Here is a 25250-nt window from a genome sequence, read left to right on the forward strand (position 1 = left end):
ACCTCAATTTGGAAGATGTTGACCTGTCCGACGTTTCAAACGGACGACCCTCGATACCTGTCCCACGTGATGCGCGATCGCCTTGTGAAAAATCGTATCGCCCAGATGGAGCGAGAGGCAGAAGCCAACATTGCTGCGCTTCGCTCCCTTGGCCGGGATAATGCCGTTCATGATGACGGTAGCCAAAAGTAAAGCTGCCTGATTATCTCAATGGTCCCATTCTTCATGACCCAACGGTTCCCGATTTAGCTCTGCCCGGATTACACGCCAGCGCGGCATGTGCCGATCCATCAGAGAGATAAATCGCTCGCCATGAGATGGCTCGATGAGATGCGCGACTTCGTGGCATACGAGATAATCGATGCACGCGGGCGGCTTCTTCACCAGTTCGAGATTGAGCCAGATGCGTTGCGCAGCCGTGTTGCAGGAGCCCCACTTCGTCCGCATGCGTTTAATGCCGAACGCTGGCGGCGAAAGCGACATCGCCTCCGCCCACGATGTTACCAGCGCTGGAGCCCGCTCACGCAATTCTGATCGCTGCCAGCGCTGCACAACACGTTCACGGTAATCTCGGTCGCTGCCGGGGGGCACCGTGAGTTCGAGGCGATCCGCAGCGATCCTAACTCTCGGCGCACCATCACGGCGCAGCACGCGGAGCCGATATGGCACGCCCAAATGGAAATGGGTTTCACCCGAGACATAGCTTCGGGCGCTCTGCCGTGCCTGAGCGGCGAACTTCGCCTGCTGCCTTTTGATCCAACCGAGCCGCGTGATGACCGCCAATCTCACCGCGTCATCGCTGACGGTCAGCGGCGCGGCCACACGGACCCTACCAAGAGGTGGATAGACCCCCAAATGCAGGTTCTTGATCTGCTTACGGACGACCTCGACATCGATCTCGCCGACCGAAATGCGATGGGCCTCAGTATTCATGCTGCTTGTGGACCAGATTGAAGATCGTATCGACGAGTGCCGGATCGCTGATGTGGCGACCGATCGCCCGCCGCACTTCTCTCTCCTTGAATATGTTGCCGCGCCAATCCGCCTTCTTCGACCGGCGCACATCGTCATCAATCGCAGTGGCGAGCACTTCGTCGCCGCTTAAATTATCAAAAAGCGCCCGCTTGGCCGGGGTGTTGATATCGGAAGGGTAACTGCCGCCAACTTCCGGGCTATGAACGCGCTTCGCCAGTTCGACGATCTTATCCAGATATTCCGCGTAGCTTAGTGCATCAGCCTTCCGCTGCTCCACCAGCGCATCGAGCAGTTCGGACATTTGCTCATAATATTTGGGGTTAACCGGCGTCTCGTCGATAATGAGCTTCCGCACATTGTTCTCGATGGTCTCGGCGATATTTTCCGGGTTGCTCTTGATGCCTTCAGGCAGGGCATCCACCGCGTCCGGGCCACGCTCAACGATCAGTTCCACCAACGACATGTCGTCGAACGCGGAGATGACTTCGCTCTCCTCGGCCCGGATGTAGGTGTCGATAAGGTGCCGCATCGCGGGCTCGAACATCTTGAGGTCGATATAGTCACCGCTGGCGAGCTTCACCTCGCTGCGGACCTTCTCGAAATGCTCCACCTCCGCCATTAGCGCCGCCGCACCCGCCCGATCGTATCCAGCCTCACCGAGGTCGTTCGCTATGTCGGCGTAGGCGCGGATCAGCGAAGCCGTCAGCTTATAGAGGGTGAGGCGCTTGGGCTCGTTGTCCTTCAACGCATCCTTGTCGCCGGTGTCAGCGGCACAGAAGTAATGCAGGTAGTCGGGCGTGCCCTTCGGCGGTGCGACGGGCTCGCACAGCGCGCGCAGGGCCTCCAGCACTTCGTTTAGGCGCTGCTGCGCCTTTTGGAGGCGGTTTTCCAGCAGCCCCTCGACATCGGCCTTGTCATAGCCTTCGAACGCCCCGGAGGTGTAATCGGTGATCGCGCCCTCAAGGCTGCGGAACAGGTCTTTGTAGTCGATAATCTGGCCGTATTCCTTGTCGTCGCCATCGAGCCGGTTCACCCGGCAAATGGCTTGGAACAGGCCGTGATCCTGCATTTTCTTGTCGATGTAGAGGTAGGTGGCCGAGGGAGCGTCGAACCCCGTCAGCAGCTTATCGACCACAATCAGCAGCTTCATCTGGCCGGGTGACTCTATGAAGCGCTTTTTCACTTCCTTCTCGAAGGCTTCGGGTTCTTTCCCCGCGAGCATCCGGTTGTAGGTCTCGTATTTCCGCAGCCGTTCGGTCAGCCCCTCACCATCGCCTTCACCCTTCACATCGCTCGGGCTGGGCTTGTAGCTAGTGATGATCGCGCACTTGTCCTTGAGCGGTGTTTTCTCGAACAATTCGTAGAATTTACACGCCTCGTAAATGCTGCCGGAGACCAGCATGGCGTTGCCGCGACCGCTGGCGAGGCGGTCCTTCAACTCCATGTCCATCAGGATATCGGCGACGATCTTTTCGAGGCGGGACTGGCTCGACAGCACCGCCTTCATCGTCCCCCAGCGCTGCTTTAACTGGGCCTTGGCGAGGTCGCTCAAGCCCTTCGTCTTGGCCTCGAACCACTGGTCGATCTTCTTGGGAGAGGTGATTTCCTGATCGATGTCGCGGGCTTCATACCGCAGGTCGAGCACCACGCCGTCTTCGACCGCCTCGTCGAAGCGGTAGGTGTGGATATAAGGGCCAAACACCTCAAGGCTGGTCTTCTTGTCGTCCTTGAGCAGCGGGGTGCCGGTGAAGCCGATGAACATCGCATGCGGCAGGATGGCCTTCATCGCCTCATGCAGTTGCCCGGACTGGGTGCGATGGCACTCATCGACGAAGACATAGATATCGCCTTTGGGCGAGAACCCCGCCGCAATCGACTTCTGGATGTCGGCGACAAAGCTCTCGACATCGTCATCATCCTTGCCGCCGAACTTGTGGACCAGCGAACCGAGCAGCCACGGGCCAGTGTCGTTCAGGCGGGCGATCAGGTCTGCGCCACTTGTGGTGCGGTGAATGTCCTCGCCTACGCCCTTGAACACCTTCTCGATCTGCTCGTCGAGTTCCGTCCGGTCGGTGATGATGAGAACGCGCGAATGGTCGATATTCTCGCGTATCCACTTCGCCAGCCACACCATAGTGAGGCTCTTGCCCGAGCCCTGCGTGTGCCAGATGATGCCGCCGTTGCGGGTGCGAACATGCTCCTGAGCGGCGCGGATGCCGAAATATTGGTTGTGGCGGCAGGTCTTTTTGGTGCCCGCGTCAAACACGATGAAGTCGTGCAGCAGTTCGAGAAACCGATCCTTGCGGCAGACATGGATGAGGTCACGGTCAAGCGGACTGCTGGGCAAGCCGGGGGCTTCCTCCGGCTCCTTCCATTGCAGATAGTATTTTTCGCGGGTTTCCGTGGTGCCGTAGCGCAGCCCCTCGGTATCGTTGCCCGCCATGACAAGCTGCATGGTGGAGAAGAACGGGCGGATGAACATTGACTTCTGGTTGTCGAGATTCTGCCGGATGCCCTCTGAGACGGAGACCGTGGAGCGCTTGAGTTCGAGCACGCCGAGGGCAATGCCATTCACATACAGCACGATGTCCGGGCGCTTGGTGCCGCTCTTGGCACCAGAGCCGCTGACGGTCACTTCCTCGGCGATGGCGAAGTGGTTGGTCTCGGGGTTGGTCCAGTCGATCAGGCGCATCGTGTGAAAGTTCTCGCCCGCCCCGGCAGAGACCTTCACTCCATAGCGCAGTAGTTCATAGACGGATCGATTGACATCGTAGGGGATGCGGGAACTATCGCCCGCCACCCGCTGCAACTCGGCAATGGCGCGGGTTATCAGCGCCTCATCGTATCGGCCAGCGAGCCAAGCGCGAAGAGTGCCTTCTTCGATGTTTCGGTTGTTGGGCCGTTCGTGCCAGTCCCCCAGATAGTCGTATCCAAGGGTCTGGGTGAACAGCTTCACCACCCGCTTCTGGGTTGCACGCTCAATCTGGCCGACCGTGCTCATACCAGTCTGATCCGACCGGTGAGAAGTTGCTGCATCATGCCTCGTCTCAATGTGCGCGCCTTATGCTCCTTACTTTGGAGCGCGATGATTTCAGCTTCCATATCCAGCGCGATTTTGGCGATGGCTGCTTGTTCATCACGATCGACGGGCAAGGAAATTTCCTTGCCGTTGATCATGCCTGTATTGAGATTCATTTGCGAACCCGTTTGCCCCATTTTCGACCACTCACCTTCGATGTTCTTGAGGACAAAGTAGAGAAAATCCTTCTCCACCTTAAGTTCATCAAAAACAACGAATCCGTCGTGGATGCATACATCCAAGCTTGTAATTATAGGTCTGCCGATGGTGGCACAAATGCTCATGATAAGTGAGCCGTTTGGCACGAAGCGACTATGTTGAATGCCTGCGGCAGAAAGCCGTTGAGTCGTTTCGGTCAACTTGATGCCAGATCGTGTCACATCGGAAATACGGACCCAACCTATCGACGAGTTGTCATCGAACCATTTGGGACTATCGATTGGGCGAGGCGATGCGCCTCGCTGAATCTTGGCAATTTGGCTCAATTTCGCAACCTTCCACTCCTCCTCAAACCCCGGAAGGCGCGTATTCCCCGTGAGAAGCTGCTGCATCGCGGCCTGCTTGATGTCGCGCTTCTTGGCGATCAGCGCGTCGAGCGAGGCGATAAGGTCGTCGATGTCATTCAGGGCAGTGGCGATTGCTTGTTGTTCGGGAAGCGGGGGCACGCTGACCGAAAACTCGCGCATGATCTTGAGGTTGATATGCGGAACGCCAGTCTGAATAGCACTCGACAAAATCACCTGTTGTTGCTGCGTCGAATTAAAAAAATGCCAAATGTAGAATGGATCGCACTTCCTCTTGTCGAGGGTGATCTTCATTTGGCTCTGCGAAATGACATACCGTGGATATGGACGAATTGGGACAATGCTAACCTGTCCCAAAGTCCCTCTTTGCGTGAAAATTATATCGTTGGGTTTGGCCGTATTCGCCCAAATCGACTTCGCCTTCTCGTTCGAAACATAAACGAAGTCATTGCCGACAAACTTCTCGCCCATGTTCTGTCCGCGAATGACGGGGACACCGCTGGGCGTGTAGTCCTTCGACACCAGATCAGACCCAAACGGCCCCCCGACGACGGCGTTCTTCTCAACAGCAGCAAGGGTTGAAAGGTTCTGCTTCCCCCATCCTTCTGGCATTGAACTATCGGCGTCGAATAATGCAGGGATTGCCGCATTCATGCCGCAAATCCCATTTGCTTGAGATGCTCCGCAACCCTCGCTTCAAGACGGGCGATGGCATCGGTAAGCGCAGATAATGGCGCTTCGTAGCGTTCGGTGAGCGTTTTGATCCGTATCGTTAGTGCCTGCGCGACCCGATCCACTTCCCTATCAATTGCTGCGCTGATCGAGGCAATCCACTTATCCTCGATTGCCAGCGCCTTGGCGTCGGCATCGAGAAGCTTCGCATACTGCTTGACGACCAGCACATTGAGTTCAGCTTGCGCCTCCTTGGCTGCGCTCCCCACCACACCTTTCTGTTCAGTCAACGCCGACCACTGCCGCAAGACAGCCAATTCCTCTTTGGCGTCGGCATCGCCCTTGATTACTTTGAGGCGAGCCTTCACGCTGGCGGCGGTCAGTTTGCCAGCATCCGTCTGGGCCTCCGCCAGCAGCCCATCCTCACCCGAATGCTCTTCTTCCAGTTCCTCGACCTGACGGGCGAGTTCTTCCGTCTTGGTCTCCAACTCATCTACCTCGGCCTGTTCCTTGGCGAAATAGCGGGCGACAATCAGCGCGGGGGGTATGACTTCGGCCTTGAGCTTCTTGGCGCTGCGGCCACTGCCCAGCACGATGTCGGGTTCCTCGGTGAGCTTGCCATCGGCATCCTTCACCAGTTCGCGGATAACTTTGGCGATTTCCCAGCCTTCGGTGGTGATCTGATAGGCGTCGTCCTGCATCACTTCTGACCAGTAGGTCATGATGTGCTGATAGGCGTCGTAGGCATCGACCAGCGGTGCCTCTCGGAAACGCGCCAGCAGGTCTTCCGACAGGGCGTGGATCAGGTCCATGGGGTGATGCCCCTTATCGAAGCCTCGCATCGTCTCGATGTTGGCCTCGCGCCATTCGGCGAAGATGCCACGCACGGTGGCGGCAAACACCTCGAACTCGGGATGGGCGTGGATCGTGGCGCGCACCTCTGTCGGCTCGACCTTGGCGGCGAGGTATCCGGGGCGGTCACCGGGTCCGAACAGGTCGCCGCGCAGCCCCGGCATCACATCCCAATATTCCTGCAAGGCATCGACATCGCGTGCCGGAATGCCACCCTTGAGATGGGCTTCGATGTCTTGGAGGTCTTCAGCCTCCGATCCATCAATGTAGCGCGGGATGTTGAGGTTTCCGTCGTTCGCGCTGATCTCCGTCGAGGGCACCATCCGCGAGAAGCCCTCGATCTCAACCGACCGCTGCAACACATCGACGATCTTGTGAACATCCTGATCCCGCAGGCGGTTCTTGTTCCCATCCTTCACGAAGCCCTTCGAGGCGTCGATCATGAAAATGCCCGTGCGCGCGGCGGCGTGCTCCTTGTCGAGCACGACCAGACAGGCAGGAATGCCGGTGCCATAGAAGAGGTTGGCTGGTAGGCCGATGATCGCCTTGATATAGCCGCGCTTCAGCAGTTTTTGGCGAATGTCCGCCTCGGCATTGCCACGGAACAGGACGCCGTGGGGTAGCACAATCACCGCCTTGCCGGTCGATTTCATCGAAGCCAGCACATGTAGGAGATAGGCATAGTCGCCGTTCTTCGCGGGCGGCGTCCCATAGGTGAACCGCTCGAACTCATCCTCATCTGGGTTGAGCCCGGTGGACCACGCCTTGTCCGAGAATGGCGGATTGGCGACGATGAAGTCGAACTGCTTGAGCAGACCGTTCGCCCCCTTGTGGTAAGGCTTGGTCAGCGTGTTCTCACGCCAAAGTTCGGCATCGGCGCAGTTGTGGATCACCATATTCATTCGCGCGAGCGCGAAGGTGGCGACATCCTTTTCCTGCCCATAGATCGACAGGCCATCGGGGGCTGCGTCATGCGCCTTGAGCAGCAGCGAGCCCGATCCGCAGGTGGGATCGTAAATGGTGTGCTGGCGGGAGGTTGCCGCGTTGATCCCCACGGCCTTCGCCATGATGCGCGAGACTTCGGCGGGGGTGTAGAACTGGCCCTTCGACTTCCCGCTCTCCGATGCGAAGTGGCGCATGAGATACTCATAGGCGTCGCCGAGAATGTCATCGCCCTCCGCCCGATTCTTGCGGAAATCGAGTTCGGGGCGGCTGAAAATTTCCATCAGTTTGGACAGGCGATCCACCATGTCCTTGCCATCGCCCAGCTTGGTGGGGTCGTTAAATTTGGCGTTATCGATCACGCCGCCGAGGTCATTGGTCTCGGCGACCTTGGCGATGATCTTGTCGATCTCCTCGCCGATGTCCTTGGTGCCCTTGAGTTTCACCATGTCGGCGAAGTGGCATCCCTCGGGCACCTCGATCTGGGCGCTAGGGTCGCTTAACGACCGATCGGATACATATTTCAGGAACAGCAGGGTGAGGATGTAATCCTTGTATTGCGAGGCATCCATGCCGCCACGCAAGGCGTCGCAACTCTTCCACAACGAACTGTAAATCTGAGACTTTTTAACCGCCACTGTGCCCGTGCTCCCATTCTATTCGGCAGCTATGACAAGCGAGACACGAGGCGTCAAACACTCAAAATATCATTATAATACAATGATCTACGATTGCTCGAACGAGGCGACAAATTTCTGAATGGTGCACCGGACGATTCCGTCGGACACGCTTGGGAAGCCTCGCTCTCCTCAATCGTCACGCCAATCCAGTATTGCCCAGCCAACGAACTGAAAATAGACAGCGATCAAATATTCGAACAAAATTTGTAAGGATTTTCGATAGGTCATGTCATTGGACATCGGCGCTGCGATCCGCGCAAGTCGGAAGCTGAGGAAGCTGACTCAGGCCGAATTGGGCGATCGAGCGGGCGTTACGCGACAGGCCGTCGCGGCGCTAGAAGGTAATCAGGGGCATCTATCGACGATGTTCGCGCTTCTTGAACACGCGCCCATCAACTTCAAAGGCATGACCTCTGGAGCCGCGGTCGGGGAGAAGCTGGCACTGGCTCGACAGGCGACAAGATTGTCGCTGGCAGCGGTCGCGCGCACGGCAGGCGTATCGATCAACACCGTTCGAAATCTTGAGCGCAACCGGGGAAGCGTTGGGCCCCTTATCAAAGTTGCCGGGATCGTCGCACCCCGATTGCGTGCCGGACCAGCGCCCATTGAAACAGGAAAAGTGTGGCGAACAGTAGCAGGACGCCCGAACCGAGCGCGCGATCCAAATGATTATTATGCTACACCAGCCCCTATCGTCCGTCTGCTGCTGGATCACGAGGAATTCGATCGCAAGTCATCGATTCTGGAGCCATGTGTGGGAAAGGCACGCGTCATCGAGGCCGTCCTTCGTAGCACGGGATTTGCCTGTATCACGTGTTCAGATATTGCGGCCAGCGGCAGCGAGCAGCGCGACTTCTTCGACATCTCGGATTGCTATGATGTCGTTTTGACGAACCCGCCTTTCCGCCGTCACGTTGACTGGATCATCCATGCCAAACGGATCGCCCGTCACAAGATCGCTTTGCTTCTGCCTCTCAACTATTTGAGCGGCTCAGATCGCCATGATCGAATTTGGACGGACAAGGAATTCCCGCTCGCGAAGGTGCTGATCTTGAATCGTGGCATTTCCTTTCTGGGCGACCCATTCGCCGAGCGCCTAGAGGCTACGCAACTTTATTGCGCATGGTATATCTGGGATCGTGCCCATAAAGGGCCGCCCGCGATTCATTGGATCGACAATCATGCGATCATGGAGCGACAGGCGGCATGAAGTTCGCTTCAACCCGATGACCATGGCCAAGCGGGAGGAAGTTTCGGAGTATTGAGATCGTTCAGCGCAACGGACTCGGACCATGACAGAGCACGTTGAGCATCACGCTGAATATCGGAGATATCGCGTCGCCCCAGCATAGCAGCTAGCCTCCTTCCGATCTCCTCCAGTTCAAATTCAGCAAGGGCGATTGACTGGCTTCGGGCAGACAATGCCACCTTGCACAAAAAGGCAAACATGCGGCCACCCGACGATGATGAGAATGCCGCGTCTACCATCGCTGGCTTGATGATCGGCGACCGTTGGAAGTCGGTCAGGTCATCGACAGTGCGCAGATCAGCAGGGGGCTGCCAATCACGGTTAACAATCGGAGCAGCCTGAGGGGACTCGGCAACCGGTGGCGCATAATCGCGGACGATATCATTTACGCTCACGAATTTTCGCCCGTCAGGTGACGAGTGAAATCGATTATATGCGCCATCCCACAAGCGAGGCTCGAAAAAGATGCGGCTCAAATCCTTCGTTTGTGGATCGATTTGGCCGATCCATGCCGCGAATGCGGCCCAGACCGTGCCCCATTCAAAGTCATAGACGTAACGATCCAACGGCATGAACACCCTCAGGCAATGGCGTTCCTCCGTGCATGATGTGGTAGTGCAGACGGCATATGCGACGTCAGCGGCATCGAGAAATTCGACTAGATCGTCGAACTTCCACGCATCTGCTGTCTCGCCCTTGTCGTCGATGTCGAAGCCTATCCAGTCCGCCCCTAGTGCGGCCTCCTTGGACCTGTTCACTGCTTTGGGATAATCAGCCATACCTATCGCATTGACTTCAATCGACCCCGGCATTTTGTGTCCCCGTGGCGTGGGAATCGCTGCGCAGCACCAAAGGGCTTCGACGAACTCATCCCACGTCGGCTCCCACCGCACTGGCCTGAAGCCGGGCACTCTTTGCCCTTTCCGTGGACCACCCTTGATGGTCCACGGGCCAAACAGATTGACGATCATGCGCGATCTCCATCGGGAACGTTGCGCCACCGCCATTGGACACCTGTCTTTGTCCGGTGCTTTTCGAGACGATACGGCTCCTTCGCAGATTTAATCAGGCGGCCAGTTTCCTGAATCCAAGCTGGCATCGATTTCGCGCGCTGCCCGTCATAGCGATCCCGGAAGAATGACAGATAATCGTTGTAAAGGTCCATTGCGGCGATCGGACTTTCCTCCGACAACGATCCCCGGTTACCATCAGGTGACAGGGCTTCGAGCCAAGATTCAACTGGTGAGACATATTTGTCTTCGGCCTGTATAGCCCGAAGTTGATCGCGGTAATCCGTCATCGGATCGGGCTCATGCTCCGATACCGAGCGCCATGCTGCGAGCGGATCGACAGTTTTGAGATAGTTCCAGTCGGAATCCACGCGATAATCAATGCCCACGAAACGCCGCACGCCGGTTTCGTCACGGATGAGTTCACCAATGCTCTTGTTGCTTGCCCCTATCAACGTTGCGCATTGAACCACCCTGACACAGTCATTGCGCCGCATGGGGCGGCGATCGAGCACATCAGCCGTAATAACATGCTTAACTGTTTCGATATCGGAACGATCTGCAAAAGCCATTTCATCGACGACGAGGACGTATGATGACCACAAACCCAGATTGCGCTCGTCACCGATCGCGCGAAAATCGGTATCTCGGCGAACCTCGGCAACAGGTTTCGTGAGCCACTGAATAAACCAAGTTTTGCCGCAGCCCTGAGGTCCGAGCAAAACGGGCATAAGATGATTCTCGACCTGCAAACCGTGAAGTTTTCGCTTCGTTTGGTGCACCAGTTTTTTCAGGATCGCAGCGACGAAATCAGGAGAATTAGAGGAGCAGTCGAAGCAGCGGAGCGCCAACTCCGTCCAGTCAAATGATGCTGCCGGAGCAAGATTCTGGCGAATGACATCCAATCGGCCCGTGCGTTTGTCCTCATGCCAAACATGGACGGCATCGTTAATCGCTTCGCGTGCGAATGGCAGGCGATGTTCAGCCGCAAAAACCCGAGCCTCAGTTTGATACTGCGTGATGATCGCCGCGCCGCGAGAGCCCTTGGCATTCACCACAGACACCTGACCGTCGTAGGTCACCAGTGCTTGGCGCATTTCAGCGTATGCGCTGACATATTCGCAGCATGTTGCTGGATAGCTACCCAGCAGAGCTGCAACCAAGCTTCGGGTGCGGGCGGCATTAATTTCGGCACGGGTGGCTATCTTGTTTGCGACCAGCCACCTGAAATATGTTTCGCTGACGTCTTTGTCGGCCCAATCAACCGAGGAGAAGATCAAAGCCGGATCGATCTCGTCACCGGCAGACTTGCAGCGGATAAGCTCCGCCTTGCATTCATTTATAATTTCAACATACGACACAGTTTTTAATAGCCTCATAGATAAAGGGTTCCGGGATGTGTCGTGTCATCTCGGAACCCCAACCTCTCTATGATGCAGATGATTATATCATCTGCAGAGGTATTTATCGAATTCTTTCGAGATCAGCACGACCCGTCTCCTGTTATTATTTAGCTGTGCCACACCCCTCAAAGTCAAAAATCAAATTCGGATCGATGGACGAAAGAGAGCCAAGGCTGCTCTTAGCGCGAGAAATCGGAGGAATTCCGCCGTTTTCGCTCTTCAACCGGTTTCACCGTCGGCCGAGACTTCATCGACAATTCCGCGTTCATGAAGTTGCGCGTGACTTCATCGTCATATCATCCCGTTGCCGGGGTGTGGCGGTGTAGGGGTGACGGGGATGTAGGGTGGTTTTGCATTCCCCCGGTGGCGCGTATGCGGATGATGATCTTCAGGAATGAAAGTAAGTCTACATCCCCTACACCCCCTACACCGGGGTTATAAAAGCACGGATTTCTGCGGCTTTCGCGCCCATGGCGGGTGTAAGGGTGGGCCGAAATCGGTGTAGGGGGTGTAGGGGTTGAGACCTTCGGCTGGTCCATTTTGACCATCTTGGCCCCAGCATGACCATGATCAGCGCCATCGCTCGGTGAGATCGCGCCGCTCACCATCATCACGCAGAAAGGTCATCATCCTATGTTCGCCTTTCTGATCGATCGGGGAGCGGCCGACACTTCTTATATATGTGCCGTGCGCGGCCCGGCCTGATGATGATATTCACGATGGCGGGCGAACGATCTTGGCCAGATGATACGGCCAGACTTCATCGACATCACCGACGGGCGATCTTGGTCGATGATGGCGTCGACGATCTGGTCAGGACGATGTTGGAGATCATTCCGGCAGCGATATCCATCAGCACGGAGGACCAGAGAACCATGCCGGTGTTCTTCTGGAGCGGTCTTGCAGGCCATATATCCGAATATCCTCATCTGTGGCCTTCATGAGACGCGGCGCTTCTGGATCGCCGGTTCGGTAGGGGAAGGTCGTGGCTGTCGAGACGTCCACCCATTCCCTGAAAGGATACCCAGCGTTGATGTAACTCACCCGCGCGCGAATATGCACGATCTCGCCAATCAGGCGACCATCAAGCCGATCTTCACGGATCAGGTAATCTCCCAGTCTAACATCGTGCAGGTCCATCGTCGGTCTCCATCGCTGTCCTCAGGCACACCCTCAGTCCATATTTTCCAGAAGTAAATCAGTCACTTGAAGTCTTGAGCTTCATCCGACTTCATGAGAATCTGCGTCACATGGGTAAGGGGCGGCAATACGATCGGCGATACGCGATCGCCGTGCTGTATGGGGCCAATATCGGCTTCCAAGACAGTCGGATGCCAACCTCTAGGTCCATATGAGGCGAATGGAGGTCAGCATGGGGAAAATTCTTGGTTATGCTCGGATCAGCACCGATCAGGGACAGGACATCGCCAGCCAGAAGACCAAGCTGGAATCGCTCGGTGCCGTGGTCGTTTTCTGCGATGTCGGCAGCGGCATGAGCCTTAACGGTCGGGACCAGCTTGAGGCTGCCCTTCGCCTTCTTGAACCCGGTGATCAGCTTCTGACCCTTCATCCCGACAGAATTGCACGGGATACGTCCGACCTCCTCGCCGTAGCCAAGCGCATCATCGAGAAGAAGGCGATCCTGCGCATCCATGATCCCTCCATCACGATCGACGGCAGCGATCTCATGGGGGAAGTGCTGCTCACCGTCTTCGGACTCGTCGGTCGCATCGAGAAGCACTTCATCGCTGCCCGGCAGCGGCGCGGGATCGAGGCCCGGAAGCTCAAGAATGACGGTGCCTATATCGGTCGCCGCCCGACCATCGATCCTGACCGGGTCCGGGAGCTTCGGGATCAGGGACTGGGCGCTACCCAAATTGCCCGCACCCTCAAGATCGGCCGCGCCAGCGTCTACCGCCTGCTGACCGCCTGACCTTCGACAACCACAATCCCCGAGATCATCGCCATCGGATCATCAGGTCCAGCATCAGATATCAGGTGGCCACCGCTACCATGTCCATGCTCCCGACGGTGATCACCGGCAGCGTGACGACCATCATCTGACCGATCGTTGAAGTGGCGATAGCGGAGATGATGCTGGTCGACGCTAGTGCCGGGATGATCGGTCTGGATCGTGTCGGGTCACATGTTCGATGACCGTAAGCGCACCATTCCTTGCGATTTGTCTCATGCGCACTCGCTGCGCTTCTGTCGTGGGTAGAGTGTTTTATCATACTCGGTCTTCACGCGGCCGTTCGACTGGTCAGATATGCCGGCCTCAATCTCCTGTTCTGCAAGCGGAAGGTAAGCGTGGCCTGAGCACCGCAATTGAGCGGCTTGGGCGACGTCTTGCTGGGTTGGCTGCCAGTTCCACGGCATGAGTTCGTCCCAGCGAGTAGCGGGCCAGTCGCCAGCGATTTTCTCGATGACATCGGCGATGTAGGCCTGCGGTTCGATGCCGTTGAGTTTGGCAGTCTCGATGACGGAATAGATGGCGGCAGCCCGTTCGCCGCCAGCCTTCGATCCGGCAAAGATCCAGTTCTTGCGGCCGATCGCCACGGGGCGGATCGCGCGCTCGGCGATGTTGTTGTCGATCTCGGCAACGCCCTCGTCGATGTAGCGGGTGAGCGCATCCCACCGCTTGCGGCCATAGCTGAGCGCCTTGGCCATGTTGGACTTGGGTGACAGGCGGCGCAGCGCATCGTCGATGATCGAGCGTAACTCGTTCACCTGAGGCCTGCTTCTGCCCTGCCGATGCCGGCGGCGCTGGTCGGGCGGCTGCCCGCGTATCTCTTCCTCGATCCGGTAGAGAGCGGCGATCCGGTCCAGCAGGTTGTTCGTCAATGGCGTCGGGCTGGTGGCATGGTTCTCGAATATCTTGCGCCGGAAATGCGCCCAGCAGGCGACCTCCCGAATGCGGTTGCCCCTGTAGAGCTTGTCGAAGCCTGCATAGGCATCAGCCTGTAGCAGCCCGGTAAAGTCCTTGAGCTCGCCTTGCGGGTGGACGCCGCTGCGGTCAGGGGTGAAGCGATACCACGCCAGCACGGGCGTGGATGCGCCAGCGGCACGATCATCGACGACATAGGCCCAGAGCCTTGCCTGCACCGTCTTGCCCCGCCTGACACAGTCAGGCTGCCCATTGATTCTGCGCGCATCCGCGCGCGGGCCGGGCATCAGCATCGGCACGGGCGTGTCATCGACATGGATCTTGTCGGTCTTGATCCCTTCTTCCCGGATGCGACTGACGATCGGGTCAAGCAGATGTGCGGCCTGTGCTGCCCAGCCTGCCAGCGTCGATCGGTCGATATCGAGGCCCTGTGCCGCCATCATCTCGGCCTGGCGATAGAGGGGGAGATGATGATCGAACTTGGCGACGACGACATGGGCGAGTGTGGCGAAGCTGGCCTTGCCCCGGGCAATCGCCTTTACGGGCGCCGGGGCTTGCACGATCTGCTCGCAGGATCGGCAGCTATATTTAGGACGGACGGTGCGGATGACGCGCCATTGCACCGGCGCGACATCGAGCATCTCGTCGCTGTCCTGCCCGAGCGGACGCAGGGCGCCTCCGCAGGAAGGACAGGTGCAGGTGCCTGCTTCCGGCTCGATCTGGCGTTCGGCCCGCGGCAGATGGGCCGGCAAGGCGCGGATCGGCGCCGGTCGCTCCCTCTGATCCGCCTGGACCTTGCGGATATCGGCAAGCTCAGCTTCGCCTTCCAACTCCTCAAGGGTGAGTTCGAGCTGTTCGATCTGGAGGGACAGCTTCTCCGAAGACTGGCCAAAGGTGAGCCGCCGGAGCTGGGCCAGTTGGAAACGCAAGGTATCGATCAGCGTGTCGCGGGCCGCCAGAGCTGCCTCCAGCTCGGCGATGCGGGCGTCCTTATCGACGGGGGAAGAGCTTCGATCCGACACCTCGGAATAGTATCAAAGCGGCACCATCGATGCCAGATAAACCCACAGGAATCCGCACTTTTTAGCCCGCCAGCAGCGGCGCGGCTGTCCGTTCCGGGCGTCGCCAGTCTATGCCTTCAAGCAGCATGGAAAGCTGCGCCGAGGTCAGGCCGACCTTGCCCGTCTTCGTCACTGGCCAGACGAACCGGCCACGGTCCATCCGCTTGGAAAACAGGCATAGGCCCTGGCCATCATACCAGAGCAGCTTCACCAGATCGCCACGCTTGCCCCGGAAGGCAAATAGCGCCCCAGAATGCGGGCTCTGCTCCAGCACCTGCTGGGCCAGCACTGCCAGACCGTCAAAGCCCTTGCGCATGTCGGTGGCGCCACAGGCCAGATAGATCCGGGTGGAAGGTGGCAGTGGGATCATCGCGTGAGAACGGCAATGACCCGTGCCAGGGCCTCGGCATCGACACCGGCGTCCACGGTCAGCTTCACGCCCGAGGGCAGTTCGATCCCGATATGACCGCCGGGCGCCGGTAACGCTCGAACCGGGGCTGAGAGCTCGACCGCCGCGAAAGTGGGCAATGCCGCTGGCCTGGCACCGCCAAGCTCACCCGACATCGCCTGCCGCCGCCAGGTATAGATCGACCCGCTGCCGATCGCGTGCCGCTTGCAGGCATCGCCAACCGAACCCTCGGGGCCGAAGGCATCGCGCAGGATCGCCAGCTTCTGCTCTACTGTCCAGCGGCGCCGACCCGCAACGACCTCGATCCGACTGCTCATACGATCGCTCGTATGAGCACTCATATGACTGCTCGCTGGCCCACCTTCGATCTCGTTATCCATCGCCGCTCCCTATCCGAGTGGCAATCAGCCCTTCATCCCCCAACAGCGCAAGGCGGCCTCCGCGCCACGCTTACAGCGGAAGCGACGGGCGGGCGTGCGGTGCGTTCGATCAGGATGTCATTGCGTTGCGGTCTGCCGCTCCGCCGACGGTCAGGTGAAAGGCGAACGGCCTTTTCGGGGCGCCGGACCCCTGTAAGCGTCTTGGCAATAATCCTGCCCCAAAGTGGGGCATGCGCTTTCAGGCTTACTATGGGGCTTGGCTATGATGCGGTCGGTGCCTAGCCTTGATGTCATGCGCATCCTCTCGACCCTGCTGCTGGTGTCCGCAGCCATCACCGCATCGGCCTTTGCCCAGAGCGCGCCGGCCCCTTTCACGCTCGCTGAAAATGGGCGGGGCTTTGCCTCGCTCGCCGATGCGATTGGCGCGATCGGCGATGGCAAGGGCACGGTCATCGTCGCGCCGGGCACCTATCGCCAGTGTGCGGCGCAGAATGGCGGCGAGGTGACGATCAAGGCGGCGACGCCGGGCAGTGCGATCTTCGACGGCGCGATCTGCGAGGAAAAGGCGGCCCTTGTGCTGCGCGGCCGCGCCACCATGGTCGACGGCCTGATCTTCCAGAATCTGCGCGTGCCCGACGGCAATGGCTCGGGCATCCGCCTGGAAAAGGGCAATCTGTCCGTCAGCAACAGCCTGTTCCGCAACAGCGAGGAAGGCATTCTGACCGGCGAGGATCGCGGCGCCACGGTCCAGATCGACAAGTCGACCTTCCGCCATCTTGGCCGGTGCGACCGCGATCTCGATTGCGCCCATGGCATCTATATCGGCCGGGTCGCGCGCCTTAGCGTCACCCGTTCGCGCTTCGACCAGGGCGATGGCGGCCATTATCTCAAGAGCCGCGCCGCGCAGGTCGATATCCGCGACAACAGCTTTGACGACAGCGGCGGCCATCTCACCAATTACATGATCGACCTCAGCAACGGGGCCAGCGGCCAGATCGTCGGCAACGACATGGTGCAGGGCAAGGACAAGGATAATTGGTCCGCCTTCATCACCATTGCGCCGGAAGGCCGCGAGCAGGACAGCAGCGCCCTGGTGATCGAGGGGAACAAGGCCGGCTTCGTGCCGGGACTTGCGCGCGGCTCGACCTTCGTCGCCAATTTTACCGACGATGTCGTCCGTATCGGCCAGAACCAGCTTGCCCCCAGCATGAAGGTCAAGGACCGGCGCTGACTTTGCCGCGCCGATCTGATAGGGAAGGGCGATGCGCACCACATATGACAGTGCGACCGTCCGCCTCTATCATCTGGGCGACGACGGCGCGGCGATGACGATCATGTACGGTCCCCTGAGCGAAGCGCTGCGCGTCGCCGAGCAACAGCCGCAGGAAGTGCAGGACGGCCTGTTCCTTGCCACAGACAATGATGTCGTCGCCTATCTCGACCTGATCGAAAGCTGAGCCGCCGCGCATTTCGGACGAGAAAATAGGAAAAAGGCCGGTCCGTCAGGGCAGCGGGCCGGCCTTCGCTGGCCTGAAAACCAGAAGGGGGGAACTGGTTCAGGCAGGCATTTTTCAGGCTGCCTCGGCCGCTTCCTCGGCGGTGGGCAGACGGATCAGATAGTCGAAGGCCGACAGGGCTGCGGTTGACCCCGCACCCATGGCGATGACGATCTGCTTATAGGGCACGGTGGTGCAGTCGCCGGCGGCGAAGATGCCGGGCTGACTGGTTTCGCCGCGCGCGTCGATCTCGATCTCGCCACGGGGCGAGAGGGCGATCGTGTCCTTGAGCCATTCGGTGTTCGGGACCAGGCCGATCTGGACGAAAATACCTTCCAGCTCGACATCATGCTCGGTACCGCTGTTGCGGTCCTTGTAGCTGAGGCCACTCACCCGCTCGCCATTGCCGTTCACCTTGGTGGTCAGCGCCGAGGTGATGATCTTGACGTTGGGCAGGCTGGCGAGCTTTCGCTGCAGCACCGCGTCGGCGCGGAGCTGGCTGTCAAACTCGATCAGGGTGACATGGGCGACGATGCCGGCCAGGTCGATCGCCGCTTCGACGCCGCTATTGCCGCCGCCGATCACCGCCACGCGCTTGCCCTTGAACAGCGGACCATCGCAGTGCGGGCAGTAGGCGACGCCCTTGTTGCGATATTCGTCCTCGCCCGGCACGCCCATCTGGCGCCAGCGGGCGCCGGTCGACAGGATGATGGTGCGGCCCTTCAGCGACGCGCCATTTTCCAGCACGACCTCATGATAGCCGCCCTCGGTCTCGGCCGGGATCAGCTTCGCCGCCTTCTGCAGGTTCATGATCTCGACGTCATAATCCTTGACGTGCGCTTCCAGCGCCGAGGCGAGTTTGGGCCCTTCAGTGCGGCTGACCGAGATGAAATTCTCGATATCCATGGTGTCGAGCACCTGGCCGCCGAAGCGTTCCGCCGCCACGCCGGTGCGGATGCCCTTGCGCGCTGAATAGATGGCCGCTGCCGCGCCGGCGGGGCCGCCGCCGACCACCAGCACCTCGAACGGATCCTGCTTGCGGATCTTCTCCGCCGCCTTCGCTTCGGCACCGCTGTCGATCTTGGCGACGATCTGTTCCAGCTCCATCCGGCCCTGGCCGAACGGCTCACCGTTGAGGAAGATGGTCGGCACCGCCATGACCTTGCGGGCGTCGACCTCATCCTTGAACAGGCCGCCGTCGATCGCGACATGGCTGATCCGGGGGTTCAAGACGCTCATCAGGTTCAGCGCCTGCACCACGTCGGGGCAGTTCTGGCACGACAGCGAGAAATAGGTTTCGAACGCATAGTCGCCGTCCAGATCCTTGACCTGCTGGATCAGATCCTGCGCGGCCTTGGACGGATGACCGCCGACCTGCAGCAGGGCGAGCACCAGCGAGGTGAATTCATGGCCCATCGGCAGGCCGGCGAAGGTGACGCCGATATCGGTGCCGACGCGGCGGATCATGAAGCTGGGCTTGCGCCGAGAATCAGAAGCATCATTGCCGGTGGCGAGGCTGACCTTGTCCGAAAGCTCGGCGATTTCGGTCAGCAATTCGTTCATTTCGCGCGACTTGGCACCGTCATCCAGCGAAGCCACCAGCTCGATCGGCTGGGTGATGTTCGCCAGATAGGCCTTCAACTGCCCCTTGAGATTTGCGTCCAACATGTCTGTCTGGCTCCGTGGAAAAGATGGCGGGCCGTCCCGATCGGGAGGACGCGACGGCCCGTCCGGGGAATTGGTGCGACCCAAAAGCCCCGTTGAAACTAAGATAAGTTTGTAGAAAGCGTTTTGAAGGTCCGCCGGGTCCCCTCAATCTGGGCGAACCCGGCGGCCTGTCAGCACCTAATGGTGCTTAGATCTTGCCGACGAGGTCGAGCGAGGGGGCGAGGGTTTCCGCGCCTTCTTCCCACTTGGCGGGGCAGACTTCGCCCGGGTGGCTGGTCCAATACTGCAGCGCCTTGATCTTGCGCAGCAGTTCGGCCGCGTTGCGACCCACGCCCTCGGGGGTGATTTCGACCAGCTGGATCACGCCTTCCGGATCGAGCACGAAGGTGCCGCGGTCGGCCAGGCCGACGCCTTCGCGCAGCACGCCGAACTGGTTCGAGATGTCGTGGTTCTGGTCACCCAGCATGTAATAGTTGATCTTGCCGATGGCCGGCGAAGTGTCGTGCCAGGCCTTGTGGCAGAAATGGGTGTCGGTCGACACCGAGTAGACTTCCACGCCCATGCCCTGCAGGGTGGGGTAGATGTCGGCCAGGTCTTCCAGCTCGGTCGGGCAGACGAAGGTGAAGTCGGCCGGGTAGAAGAAGAAGACGGCCCACTTGCCCTTGACGTCGGCATCGGTGACGTCGACGAACTTGCCTTCCTTGAAAGCGGTTGCCTTGAAAGGCTGCAGGGGGGTGTTGATGAGAGCCATGGGCTATCCAGTTCCTTGATTAGGGTTGCTGTTGCGAAGCCTGTTTAGGGAAGCGGATGATTCGGGGGAAATTGGTTTTCTCGGACATGTTGATAGATAAAAGCGATCACACGCTATCCGATTAATCGAACGGTTCATTGATCCCGCAGGGCATGACCCATGGCCCGTTCGACCAGCTGCTGTGCCTCCGCCGCGCTGAAACTGGTGGGGTCCAGGCAATATTCCAGCCACAGCCCGTCGACCAGCGCGGTGAGGCCGATGGCCTTGAGCCGTACCTGCGCGGCGGAGAAGGCCGGCGCGGCGGCGGCGACCAGCCCCTCCAGCTGCGCGCGCGATGCGGCATAGATGTCGGCATGCGCGGCCGCGACATCGGCGTTGGACTTGATCAGGCTCCAGAAGGCGATCCAGGTGGCGAGCAGGTCGGCGTCGAGCACGGGCTCGCGGAAATTGGCCTGGAGAAAGGCGCGCAGCCGGTCCAGCGGATCATCGCCCGCGCCTGCGATCGCTGCGTCCATGGCCTGGGACACGCGCTGCCCGACATCGCGATAGGTGGCCAGGATCAGCGCATCGACGCCCTCGAAATAATGGGTCAACAGCCCGGACGATACGCCCGCGGCGGCGCAGATAGCGCGGACGGAGGTGCCTGCCACGCCCTTTTCCGCCAGACATTTTGCCGTTGCGTCGATCAGTGCCTGCCGCCGGACATCGGCGGACTCCCGTACGAATTTCGCTCTCACTTGCCCCCCGGCATGGGACGACCCGGCGCCCCGAACATGCTATTCTGTTGCCGCTCATTGTGCGGAAATGACGGGCGCTGGCAAGCGCCGTTCGACCCGATTGCGGATCGATCCGGCCGGTTCGCCCGTTTGCTCCGCATATTGTCGTCATGACAGCAAGGAGAACATGGATGATCCGACAGCCCGCCACCACGTCCGCCCTTCGCCTGATTCTGCCCGGTCTGGGCGCGGCGCTGCTGCTGAGCGGATGCGCCAAGGGCGTGGACAATGAAACGGTGGCGAACAATGCGAGCGTGCCGGCCCATGCCGAGGCGATCGAGGATACGGACTCTGTCGCGGCACCCGACAATGCGGGCGCGGCGCTGCCCACCGACGAGTGGGTCGGGCGCTGGACCGGGCCGGAAGGGCTGTTCCTCGACATCCAGCCCGCGCCCGACGGCAAGCTGGGCCATTATGCGCTGGCCAACAAGGATAATCTCGACCGGGAGGCGACCTATAGCGGCCTGGCCGATGGCGCGACGATCCGCTTCGTGCGCGATGGCCGCGATCTCGCCATCCGACCGGGCACGGGGGCGGAGACGGGCTTCAAATATCTCGCCGACAAGCAGGATTGCCTGATCGTGAAGCCGGGCGAGGAAGGCTATTGCCGATAAGCCGGGATTGGCAAAGGTCATGCCGGCGCGACAGGGCCGAAGTTCATAGTGTCGTGCGGCATTCAGGGCCGTTTGCACCGGATATGCGCCTGCCACGCACCCATGACGCGACCGTCGCGCGTCATTCGGGTCAGGACAGCCTCGCACCGACGCGGCGGTCGGGTCATTCCGACGCGACAGGGAGGCGACACATGCGTCACGGACTGTGGCGGGCTGCGGTCGGGGCGAGGGAAGGGGGCGGCGCTGGTGCATCGCCCAGGGTAGATCAGAGATTGGGCGAGTAGGACAGGGCTTCGCTGCGCTTGGCTGACGATCAGAAGCTGACGTTTCCAGTTCCTCCCCAAGCTTGCTTGGGGAGGTGGCAGCGCGAAGCGCTGACGGAGGGGAAATGGCGCAAGCGCAACGTCATTGCCCCTCCACCGCCTTCGGCGGTCCCCCTCTCCAAGCGAGCTTGGGGAGGATTTCGGACGGTTCGCTTCCCACCCAACTTCATCATCCACGCCTCCGCAGGGGTGACCGTGCCAGAGACGTTCAGTTTCTGCTCCGTCTCTGGGCCTTGCTGGGGGGGGGGGGGCGTAGCGGAATCAGGCGCTGGTGGTTGCCTGGCCGAGCTGGCGGGCGAGGGTGACGAATTCTTCGACGCTGACGGTTTCGGCGCGGCGTTGCGGGTCGATGCCGATCGCCTCCAGCGCGTCGAGGGCGCCGGGGACGGACTTGAGGCTCTGGCGCAGCATCTTGCGGCGCTGGCCGAAGGCGGCGGCGGTCAGGCGTTCGAGAATCTTGAGCTGCACGCCTTCGGGCGCCGGCTTGGGGGTGATGTGGACCACGGCCGACATCACCTTGGGCGGCGGGGTGAAGGCGCTGCGATGTACCTTCATGGCAATGCGCGCGTCGCTGCGCCACTGGGCGAGGACGGCGAGGCGGCCATAATGGTCGGTGCCCGGTTTCGCGACGATGCGTTCGGCCACTTCCATCTGGAACATCAAGGTCAGGCTGGACCACCAGGGCAGCGGCGCCCATAGCGCCGACAGCCAGCCGACCAGCAGGGCGGTGCCGACATTATAGGGCAGATTGGCGATGATATGGGCGCCATCGCCGGCCTCGGCACGGGCATCCACCTCCATCGCGTCGCCGGAAATGACGCGCAACTGGCCGGGGAAGGCCAACTCCAGTTCGGCGAGCGCCGGCAGGCAGCGCCGGTCGCGCTCGACCGCGACCAGCTTGCCGCCGGCGCGCAGGATCGCGCGGGTCAGGCCGCCGGGGCCGGGGCCGACCTCAAACGCAGGCTGATCCCGGATGCTGCCGGGAATGGCGGCGATCCGGTCGAGCAACTGTTCGTCGAGCAGGAAATTCTGGCCAAGCGCCTTGCTGGCCTGAAGCCCATGGGCGGCGATCACATCGCGCAGCGGCGGCAAGGTAGGGCGGGCGTTAGCCGGCATAGGCAATCCGTGCGCGGGCGGTTTCGGCCGCCATCTTGAGGGCGGCGATCATCGCGCCGGGATTGGCGCTGTCGGTGCCGGCAATGCCGAAGGCGGTGCCATGATCGGGCGAGGTGCGCACGATCGGCAGGCCCAGAGTGATGTTGACGCCATCGTCGAAGTTCAGCGTCTTGATCGGGATCAGCGCCTGATCATGATACATGCAGAGCGCCGCGTCATAGGCTTCGCGGGCGCGGGCATGGAACATGCCATCGGCCGCCAGCGGGCCGACAATGTCGATCCCTTCGGCGCGCAGCGCTTCGATCGCCGGGCGGATCACCTCGATCTCCTCGCGGCCGAGTGCGCCATTCTCCCCGGCGTGCGGGTTGAGGCCGGCGACGGCGAGACGGGGACGGGCGATCCCGAAATTGCGCTGCAACCCCTTCACCGTGGTGAGGGCGCGCGCGCGGATCAGATCGATGGTCAGCGCCGCGGGCACATCGGCCAGCGCGATATGGATGGTGATCGGCACCACCTTGAGCGACGGGCCGGCGAGCATCATGACCGCGTTCTGGGCCGAGACGCCGCAGCGTTCGGCGACGAACTCGGTCTGGCCCGGATGGGTGAAGCCGACGCCGTACAACTGTTCCTTGCCGACCGGCGCGGTGACGATGCCGGCGGCCGATCCGGTGCGGGCAAGGCCGACCGCGACCTCTAGTGCCTGGAAAGCGGTGCGGGCGCCATCGATGCTGGGCGTGCCGGGCACGATCTCGCCCGCTTCGGCTACCTGCATGCAAGGCAAGGCGCGCTCGAACACCTGCGCGGCCTCCTCGGGCGATCCGACGATCTCGACCGGGCCGAGCCACACCGCGCGCAGCGATGCGGCATCGCCGACGGCGAAGAAGGTGGGCAGGCCACGCGCTTCGCGCATGACCCACGCCTTGGCGACGATTTCCGGTCCGATGCCTGCCGGGTCGCCGAGCGAGACGGCGAAGGGCGGCAGGCTGCCCGGATCAGTTATATTCGATAACGGCATCGCGGCGAAGATCGCGCAGATAGATGCGGGCGCGCTTGTTGACGCGTTCCTCTTCCAGCTGGGCCTGGATCTGTTCGGGATTGGGGGCGTTGGCTGACTGCGGCTCGTCACGGCCGCAGACGATCAGGACGCGGACGCCATCGTTGATCGAACCGAAGGGCGGTGTGGATTCGCCGACCTGCAGATTGACCAGAATGTCCTGCAACTGGGGCGGCAGGTCGCGCAGCTTCACATTGTCATTGTCGACCACGTCGGCGCCGATGCGGGCGCCGATTTCGTTCGCCTGGCCGCAGCCCTTGATCTCCTTGACCGCGGCGGCGAAGGTCGCAGCCTTCTGGCTGGCGGCTTCCTTGCTGGTGCCGGCCGGGAAGAGGACCGACAGCTGCTTGAGGCTGAGCAGCGAATCGCGCGGATCGGCGGTCAGCACCTTGCGCTTGTCCATCACATAGATGATCGACATGCCGCCCACCGTCTCGATCGGGCCGGCGAGCTGGCCGACCTGCAATTCGGTGGCGGCCTGCGCCAGTTCGGTCGGCAGCTGGCTGGGCCGGACCCAGCCGAGATCGCCGCCGACGACGGCGGTGGAGGCTTCGGAGAACTGACGGGCATAGGCGGCGAAGCTGCCCCCCTGCTTGATCTGTTCGATGATGTTGCGGGCGTTGGCCGTGATCTGGTCACGGTTTTCCGGCGTCGAGGACAGATAGATTTCGCTGATCCGCACTTCATCGCTGCCCTTGGCGGCGTTGAGGCGATCGACCACCGACTTCACTTCGTCTTCGGAAACGTTGACGAAGGGCTGGATGTTGCGGCGGAGCAGGCGGCTCCAGGCCAGTTCGCCCTCGATCTGGCGCTTGATGCTGCTGGCCGAGCTGCCCTGTTCGCGCAGATACTGGTCGAACTGGGTGGGCGACTTGCGGAAATTGGCCGCGACGCGCTCATAGCTCTGGTTCACTTCGGCCGGATCGATCTTGATGTCGTTGGCCGCCGCTTCCTGGATCTGCAGCGTTTCGTCGATCAGGTTGCGCAGAACCTGGACGCGCAGCCGTTCCTTCTCCTCGGCCGACACCTTTCCGCCATTGGCGGTGATGATCAGGGCCAGGCGCTGGTCGACGTCGGTGCCGGTGATGATGCGGCCGTTCACGATCGCCGTTGCCTTGCGGACATTGGGATCATTCTTGCCGAAGATGGTGACATCCTTGGGCAGGTTCAGGCCCTGATCGGCGTCATCGTCGACGGCCTGGGCCGATACGGTCTGTGCCGCCATGCCCAGAAGGGCGGTGGACAGGAACAGGGTGCGCAGGCCCGAGCGAACGGATTTGGGCGAGAAAACGACAGAAAGCATCGTCGGCAAAAATCTCCAATACGGTC

20 protein-coding genes and 1 pseudogene are annotated in these 25250 nt (G+C 60.5%); 5 read left to right on the forward strand and 16 right to left on the reverse strand.

Translation table 11 applies throughout. From position 1 onward, the window contains the following. Positions 1 to 207: 207 nt before the first annotated feature. From ACI6S0_RS00670 to ACI6S0_RS00685, 4 genes are read right to left on the reverse strand one after another with little or no spacing between them, the layout of a single operon-like run. Entirely contained in the window at positions 208 to 933 is a 726-nt protein-coding gene (locus ACI6S0_RS00670) for a M48 family metallopeptidase (protein WP_434404608.1), read from the reverse strand. After that, entirely contained in the window at positions 923 to 3976 is a 3054-nt protein-coding gene (locus ACI6S0_RS00675; protein ID WP_434404609.1) for a type I restriction endonuclease subunit R, read from the reverse strand. The genes ACI6S0_RS00670 and ACI6S0_RS00675 overlap by 11 nt, the downstream gene beginning before the upstream one ends. After that, the gene (locus ACI6S0_RS00680; RefSeq protein WP_434404610.1) at positions 3973 to 5232 is read right to left on the reverse strand and encodes a restriction endonuclease subunit S; all 1260 of its coding nucleotides are present in this window, start codon (positions 5230 to 5232) and stop codon (positions 3973 to 3975) included. The genes ACI6S0_RS00675 and ACI6S0_RS00680 overlap by 4 nt, the downstream gene beginning before the upstream one ends. Next, positions 5229 to 7682 carry an N-6 DNA methylase gene (locus ACI6S0_RS00685; protein ID WP_434404611.1) on the reverse strand — a complete coding sequence of 818 codons (2454 nt, stop codon included), beginning with the start codon at positions 7680 to 7682 and terminating at the stop codon, positions 5229 to 5231. Before ACI6S0_RS00685 ends, ACI6S0_RS00680 begins: the two co-directional genes overlap by 4 nt. 268 nt (positions 7683 to 7950) lie before the next feature. Between ACI6S0_RS00685 and ACI6S0_RS00690 the strand changes: the two genes are divergently transcribed. Continuing rightward, a complete protein-coding gene (locus tag ACI6S0_RS00690) occupies positions 7951 to 8934 on the forward strand; it encodes a helix-turn-helix domain-containing protein (RefSeq protein ID WP_434404612.1) in 984 nt (327 codons plus the stop codon). An 8-nt stretch (positions 8935 to 8942) separates the two neighbouring features. Here ACI6S0_RS00690 and ACI6S0_RS00695 read toward each other — a convergent pair whose 3' ends face one another. The 3 genes from ACI6S0_RS00695 to ACI6S0_RS00705 form a co-directional block, all read right to left on the reverse strand. Beyond that, entirely contained in the window at positions 8943 to 9944 is a 1002-nt protein-coding gene (locus tag ACI6S0_RS00695; RefSeq protein WP_434404613.1) for a hypothetical protein, read from the reverse strand. Next, positions 9941 to 11344: a VapE domain-containing protein gene (locus ACI6S0_RS00700; protein WP_434404614.1), complete on the reverse strand. Its 1404-nt coding sequence runs from the start codon at positions 11342 to 11344 to the stop codon at positions 9941 to 9943. The genes ACI6S0_RS00695 and ACI6S0_RS00700 overlap by 4 nt, the downstream gene beginning before the upstream one ends. An 894-nt stretch (positions 11345 to 12238) precedes the next feature. Beyond that, a complete protein-coding gene (locus ACI6S0_RS00705) occupies positions 12239 to 12526 on the reverse strand; it encodes a hypothetical protein (protein WP_434404601.1) in 288 nt (95 codons plus the stop codon). Positions 12527 to 12758: 232 nt separating this feature from the next. Between ACI6S0_RS00705 and ACI6S0_RS00710 the strand changes: the two genes are divergently transcribed. Further along, positions 12759 to 13319 (forward strand): recombinase family protein, encoded by a 561-nt coding sequence (locus ACI6S0_RS00710; protein ID WP_434404600.1) that lies wholly within the window; start codon positions 12759 to 12761, stop codon positions 13317 to 13319. Positions 13320 to 13717: 398 nt separating this feature from the next. Here the strand turns inward: ACI6S0_RS00710 and tnpC are convergent. From tnpC to tnpA, 3 genes and pseudogenes are all read right to left on the reverse strand, one after another. Then, positions 13718 to 15295, reverse strand: a pseudogene (tnpC, locus tag ACI6S0_RS00715) (IS66 family transposase); the annotation flags it as partial. Between the two features lie 61 nt (positions 15296 to 15356). Then, positions 15357 to 15704 carry an IS66 family insertion sequence element accessory protein TnpB gene (gene tnpB, locus ACI6S0_RS00720; RefSeq protein WP_009824048.1) on the reverse strand — a complete coding sequence of 116 codons (348 nt, stop codon included), beginning with the start codon at positions 15702 to 15704 and terminating at the stop codon, positions 15357 to 15359. Further along, entirely contained in the window at positions 15701 to 16123 is a 423-nt protein-coding gene (gene tnpA, locus ACI6S0_RS00725) for an IS66-like element accessory protein TnpA (protein ID WP_434404615.1), read from the reverse strand. The genes tnpB and tnpA overlap by 4 nt, the downstream gene beginning before the upstream one ends. Positions 16124 to 16415: 292 nt before the next feature. Between tnpA and ACI6S0_RS00730 the strand changes: the two genes are divergently transcribed. Both ACI6S0_RS00730 and ACI6S0_RS00735 read left to right on the forward strand, forming a co-directional pair. After that, on the forward strand, positions 16416 to 17354 hold the full coding sequence (locus ACI6S0_RS00730) for a right-handed parallel beta-helix repeat-containing protein (protein WP_434405889.1): 939 nt from the start codon (positions 16416 to 16418) through the stop codon (positions 17352 to 17354). Positions 17355 to 17385: 31 nt separating this feature from the next. Continuing rightward, positions 17386 to 17580: a hypothetical protein gene (locus ACI6S0_RS00735; RefSeq protein ID WP_007713310.1), complete on the forward strand. Its 195-nt coding sequence runs from the start codon at positions 17386 to 17388 to the stop codon at positions 17578 to 17580. Between the two features lie 114 nt (positions 17581 to 17694). On the opposite strand, the gene ahpF is transcribed toward ACI6S0_RS00735, so the two are convergent. The 3 genes from ahpF to betI all read right to left on the reverse strand — a co-directional run bounded on the left by ahpF (position 17695) and on the right by betI (position 20775). After that, positions 17695 to 19287, reverse strand: coding sequence for an alkyl hydroperoxide reductase subunit F (ahpF, locus tag ACI6S0_RS00740; protein ID WP_434404616.1), 1593 nt, complete (start codon positions 19285 to 19287; stop codon positions 17695 to 17697). 187 nt (positions 19288 to 19474) lie between these two features. Then, entirely contained in the window at positions 19475 to 20038 is a 564-nt protein-coding gene (ahpC, locus tag ACI6S0_RS00745; protein ID WP_004210655.1) for an alkyl hydroperoxide reductase subunit C, read from the reverse strand. Between the two features lie 134 nt (positions 20039 to 20172). Next, positions 20173 to 20775 (reverse strand): transcriptional regulator BetI, encoded by a 603-nt coding sequence (gene betI / locus ACI6S0_RS00750; RefSeq protein ID WP_037516314.1) that lies wholly within the window; start codon positions 20773 to 20775, stop codon positions 20173 to 20175. A 170-nt stretch (positions 20776 to 20945) separates the two neighbouring features. Between betI and ACI6S0_RS00755 the strand changes: the two genes are divergently transcribed. After that, complete coding sequence (locus tag ACI6S0_RS00755) at positions 20946 to 21428, forward strand: hypothetical protein (RefSeq protein WP_434404617.1); 483 nt, start codon at positions 20946 to 20948, stop codon at positions 21426 to 21428. A 584-nt stretch (positions 21429 to 22012) separates the two neighbouring features. Here the strand turns inward: ACI6S0_RS00755 and rsmA are convergent. The 3 genes from rsmA to ACI6S0_RS00770 are packed head-to-tail and all read right to left on the reverse strand — an operon-like array spanning position 22013 to position 25224. Beyond that, positions 22013 to 22867: a 16S rRNA (adenine(1518)-N(6)/adenine(1519)-N(6))-dimethyltransferase RsmA gene (rsmA, locus tag ACI6S0_RS00760; protein WP_434404618.1), complete on the reverse strand. Its 855-nt coding sequence runs from the start codon at positions 22865 to 22867 to the stop codon at positions 22013 to 22015. Then, on the reverse strand, positions 22857 to 23882 hold the full coding sequence (gene pdxA, locus ACI6S0_RS00765) for a 4-hydroxythreonine-4-phosphate dehydrogenase PdxA (protein ID WP_434404619.1): 1026 nt from the start codon (positions 23880 to 23882) through the stop codon (positions 22857 to 22859). Before pdxA ends, rsmA begins: the two co-directional genes overlap by 11 nt. Then, positions 23860 to 25224: a peptidylprolyl isomerase gene (locus tag ACI6S0_RS00770; RefSeq protein ID WP_037511524.1), complete on the reverse strand. Its 1365-nt coding sequence runs from the start codon at positions 25222 to 25224 to the stop codon at positions 23860 to 23862. The genes pdxA and ACI6S0_RS00770 overlap by 23 nt, the downstream gene beginning before the upstream one ends. Positions 25225 to 25250 lie beyond the last annotated feature (26 nt).

Origin of the sequence: Sphingobium sp. DN12 (assembly GCF_051058005.1) — a bacterium.
Classification (GTDB): Bacteria; Pseudomonadota; Alphaproteobacteria; order Sphingomonadales; family Sphingomonadaceae; genus Sphingobium; species Sphingobium yanoikuyae.

Excerpts from the sequence above, each read along its gene's own strand:
- ACI6S0_RS00735 (WP_007713310.1), top strand. The coding sequence starts at position 17,386 with ATGCGCACCACATATGACAGTGCGACCGTCCGCCTCTATCATCTGGGC.
- ahpC (WP_004210655.1), bottom strand. The coding sequence starts at position 20,038 with ATGGCTCTCATCAACACCCCCCTGCAGCCTTTCAAGGCAACCGCTTTC.
- ACI6S0_RS00730 (WP_434405889.1), top strand. The coding sequence starts at position 16,416 with ATGCGCATCCTCTCGACCCTGCTGCTGGTGTCCGCAGCCATCACCGCA.
- ACI6S0_RS00710 (WP_434404600.1), top strand. The coding sequence starts at position 12,759 with ATGGGGAAAATTCTTGGTTATGCTCGGATCAGCACCGATCAGGGACAG.
- ACI6S0_RS00705 (WP_434404601.1), bottom strand. The coding sequence starts at position 12,526 with ATGGACCTGCACGATGTTAGACTGGGAGATTACCTGATCCGTGAAGAT.
- ACI6S0_RS00755 (WP_434404617.1), top strand. The coding sequence starts at position 20,946 with ATGATCCGACAGCCCGCCACCACGTCCGCCCTTCGCCTGATTCTGCCC.
- pdxA (WP_434404619.1), bottom strand. The coding sequence starts at position 23,882 with ATGCCGTTATCGAATATAACTGATCCGGGCAGCCTGCCGCCCTTCGCC.
- ACI6S0_RS00670 (WP_434404608.1), bottom strand. The coding sequence starts at position 933 with ATGAATACTGAGGCCCATCGCATTTCGGTCGGCGAGATCGATGTCGAG.
- ACI6S0_RS00675 (WP_434404609.1), bottom strand. The coding sequence starts at position 3,976 with ATGAGCACGGTCGGCCAGATTGAGCGTGCAACCCAGAAGCGGGTGGTG.
- ahpF (WP_434404616.1), bottom strand. The coding sequence starts at position 19,287 with ATGTTGGACGCAAATCTCAAGGGGCAGTTGAAGGCCTATCTGGCGAAC.
- rsmA (WP_434404618.1), bottom strand. The coding sequence starts at position 22,867 with ATGCCGGCTAACGCCCGCCCTACCTTGCCGCCGCTGCGCGATGTGATC.
- ACI6S0_RS00695 (WP_434404613.1), bottom strand. The coding sequence starts at position 9,944 with ATGATCGTCAATCTGTTTGGCCCGTGGACCATCAAGGGTGGTCCACGG.
- tnpA (WP_434404615.1), bottom strand. The coding sequence starts at position 16,123 with ATGGATAACGAGATCGAAGGTGGGCCAGCGAGCAGTCATATGAGTGCT.
- ACI6S0_RS00690 (WP_434404612.1), top strand. The coding sequence starts at position 7,951 with ATGTCATTGGACATCGGCGCTGCGATCCGCGCAAGTCGGAAGCTGAGG.
- tnpB (WP_009824048.1), bottom strand. The coding sequence starts at position 15,704 with ATGATCCCACTGCCACCTTCCACCCGGATCTATCTGGCCTGTGGCGCC.
- ACI6S0_RS00680 (WP_434404610.1), bottom strand. The coding sequence starts at position 5,232 with ATGAATGCGGCAATCCCTGCATTATTCGACGCCGATAGTTCAATGCCA.
- ACI6S0_RS00770 (WP_037511524.1), bottom strand. The coding sequence starts at position 25,224 with ATGCTTTCTGTCGTTTTCTCGCCCAAATCCGTTCGCTCGGGCCTGCGC.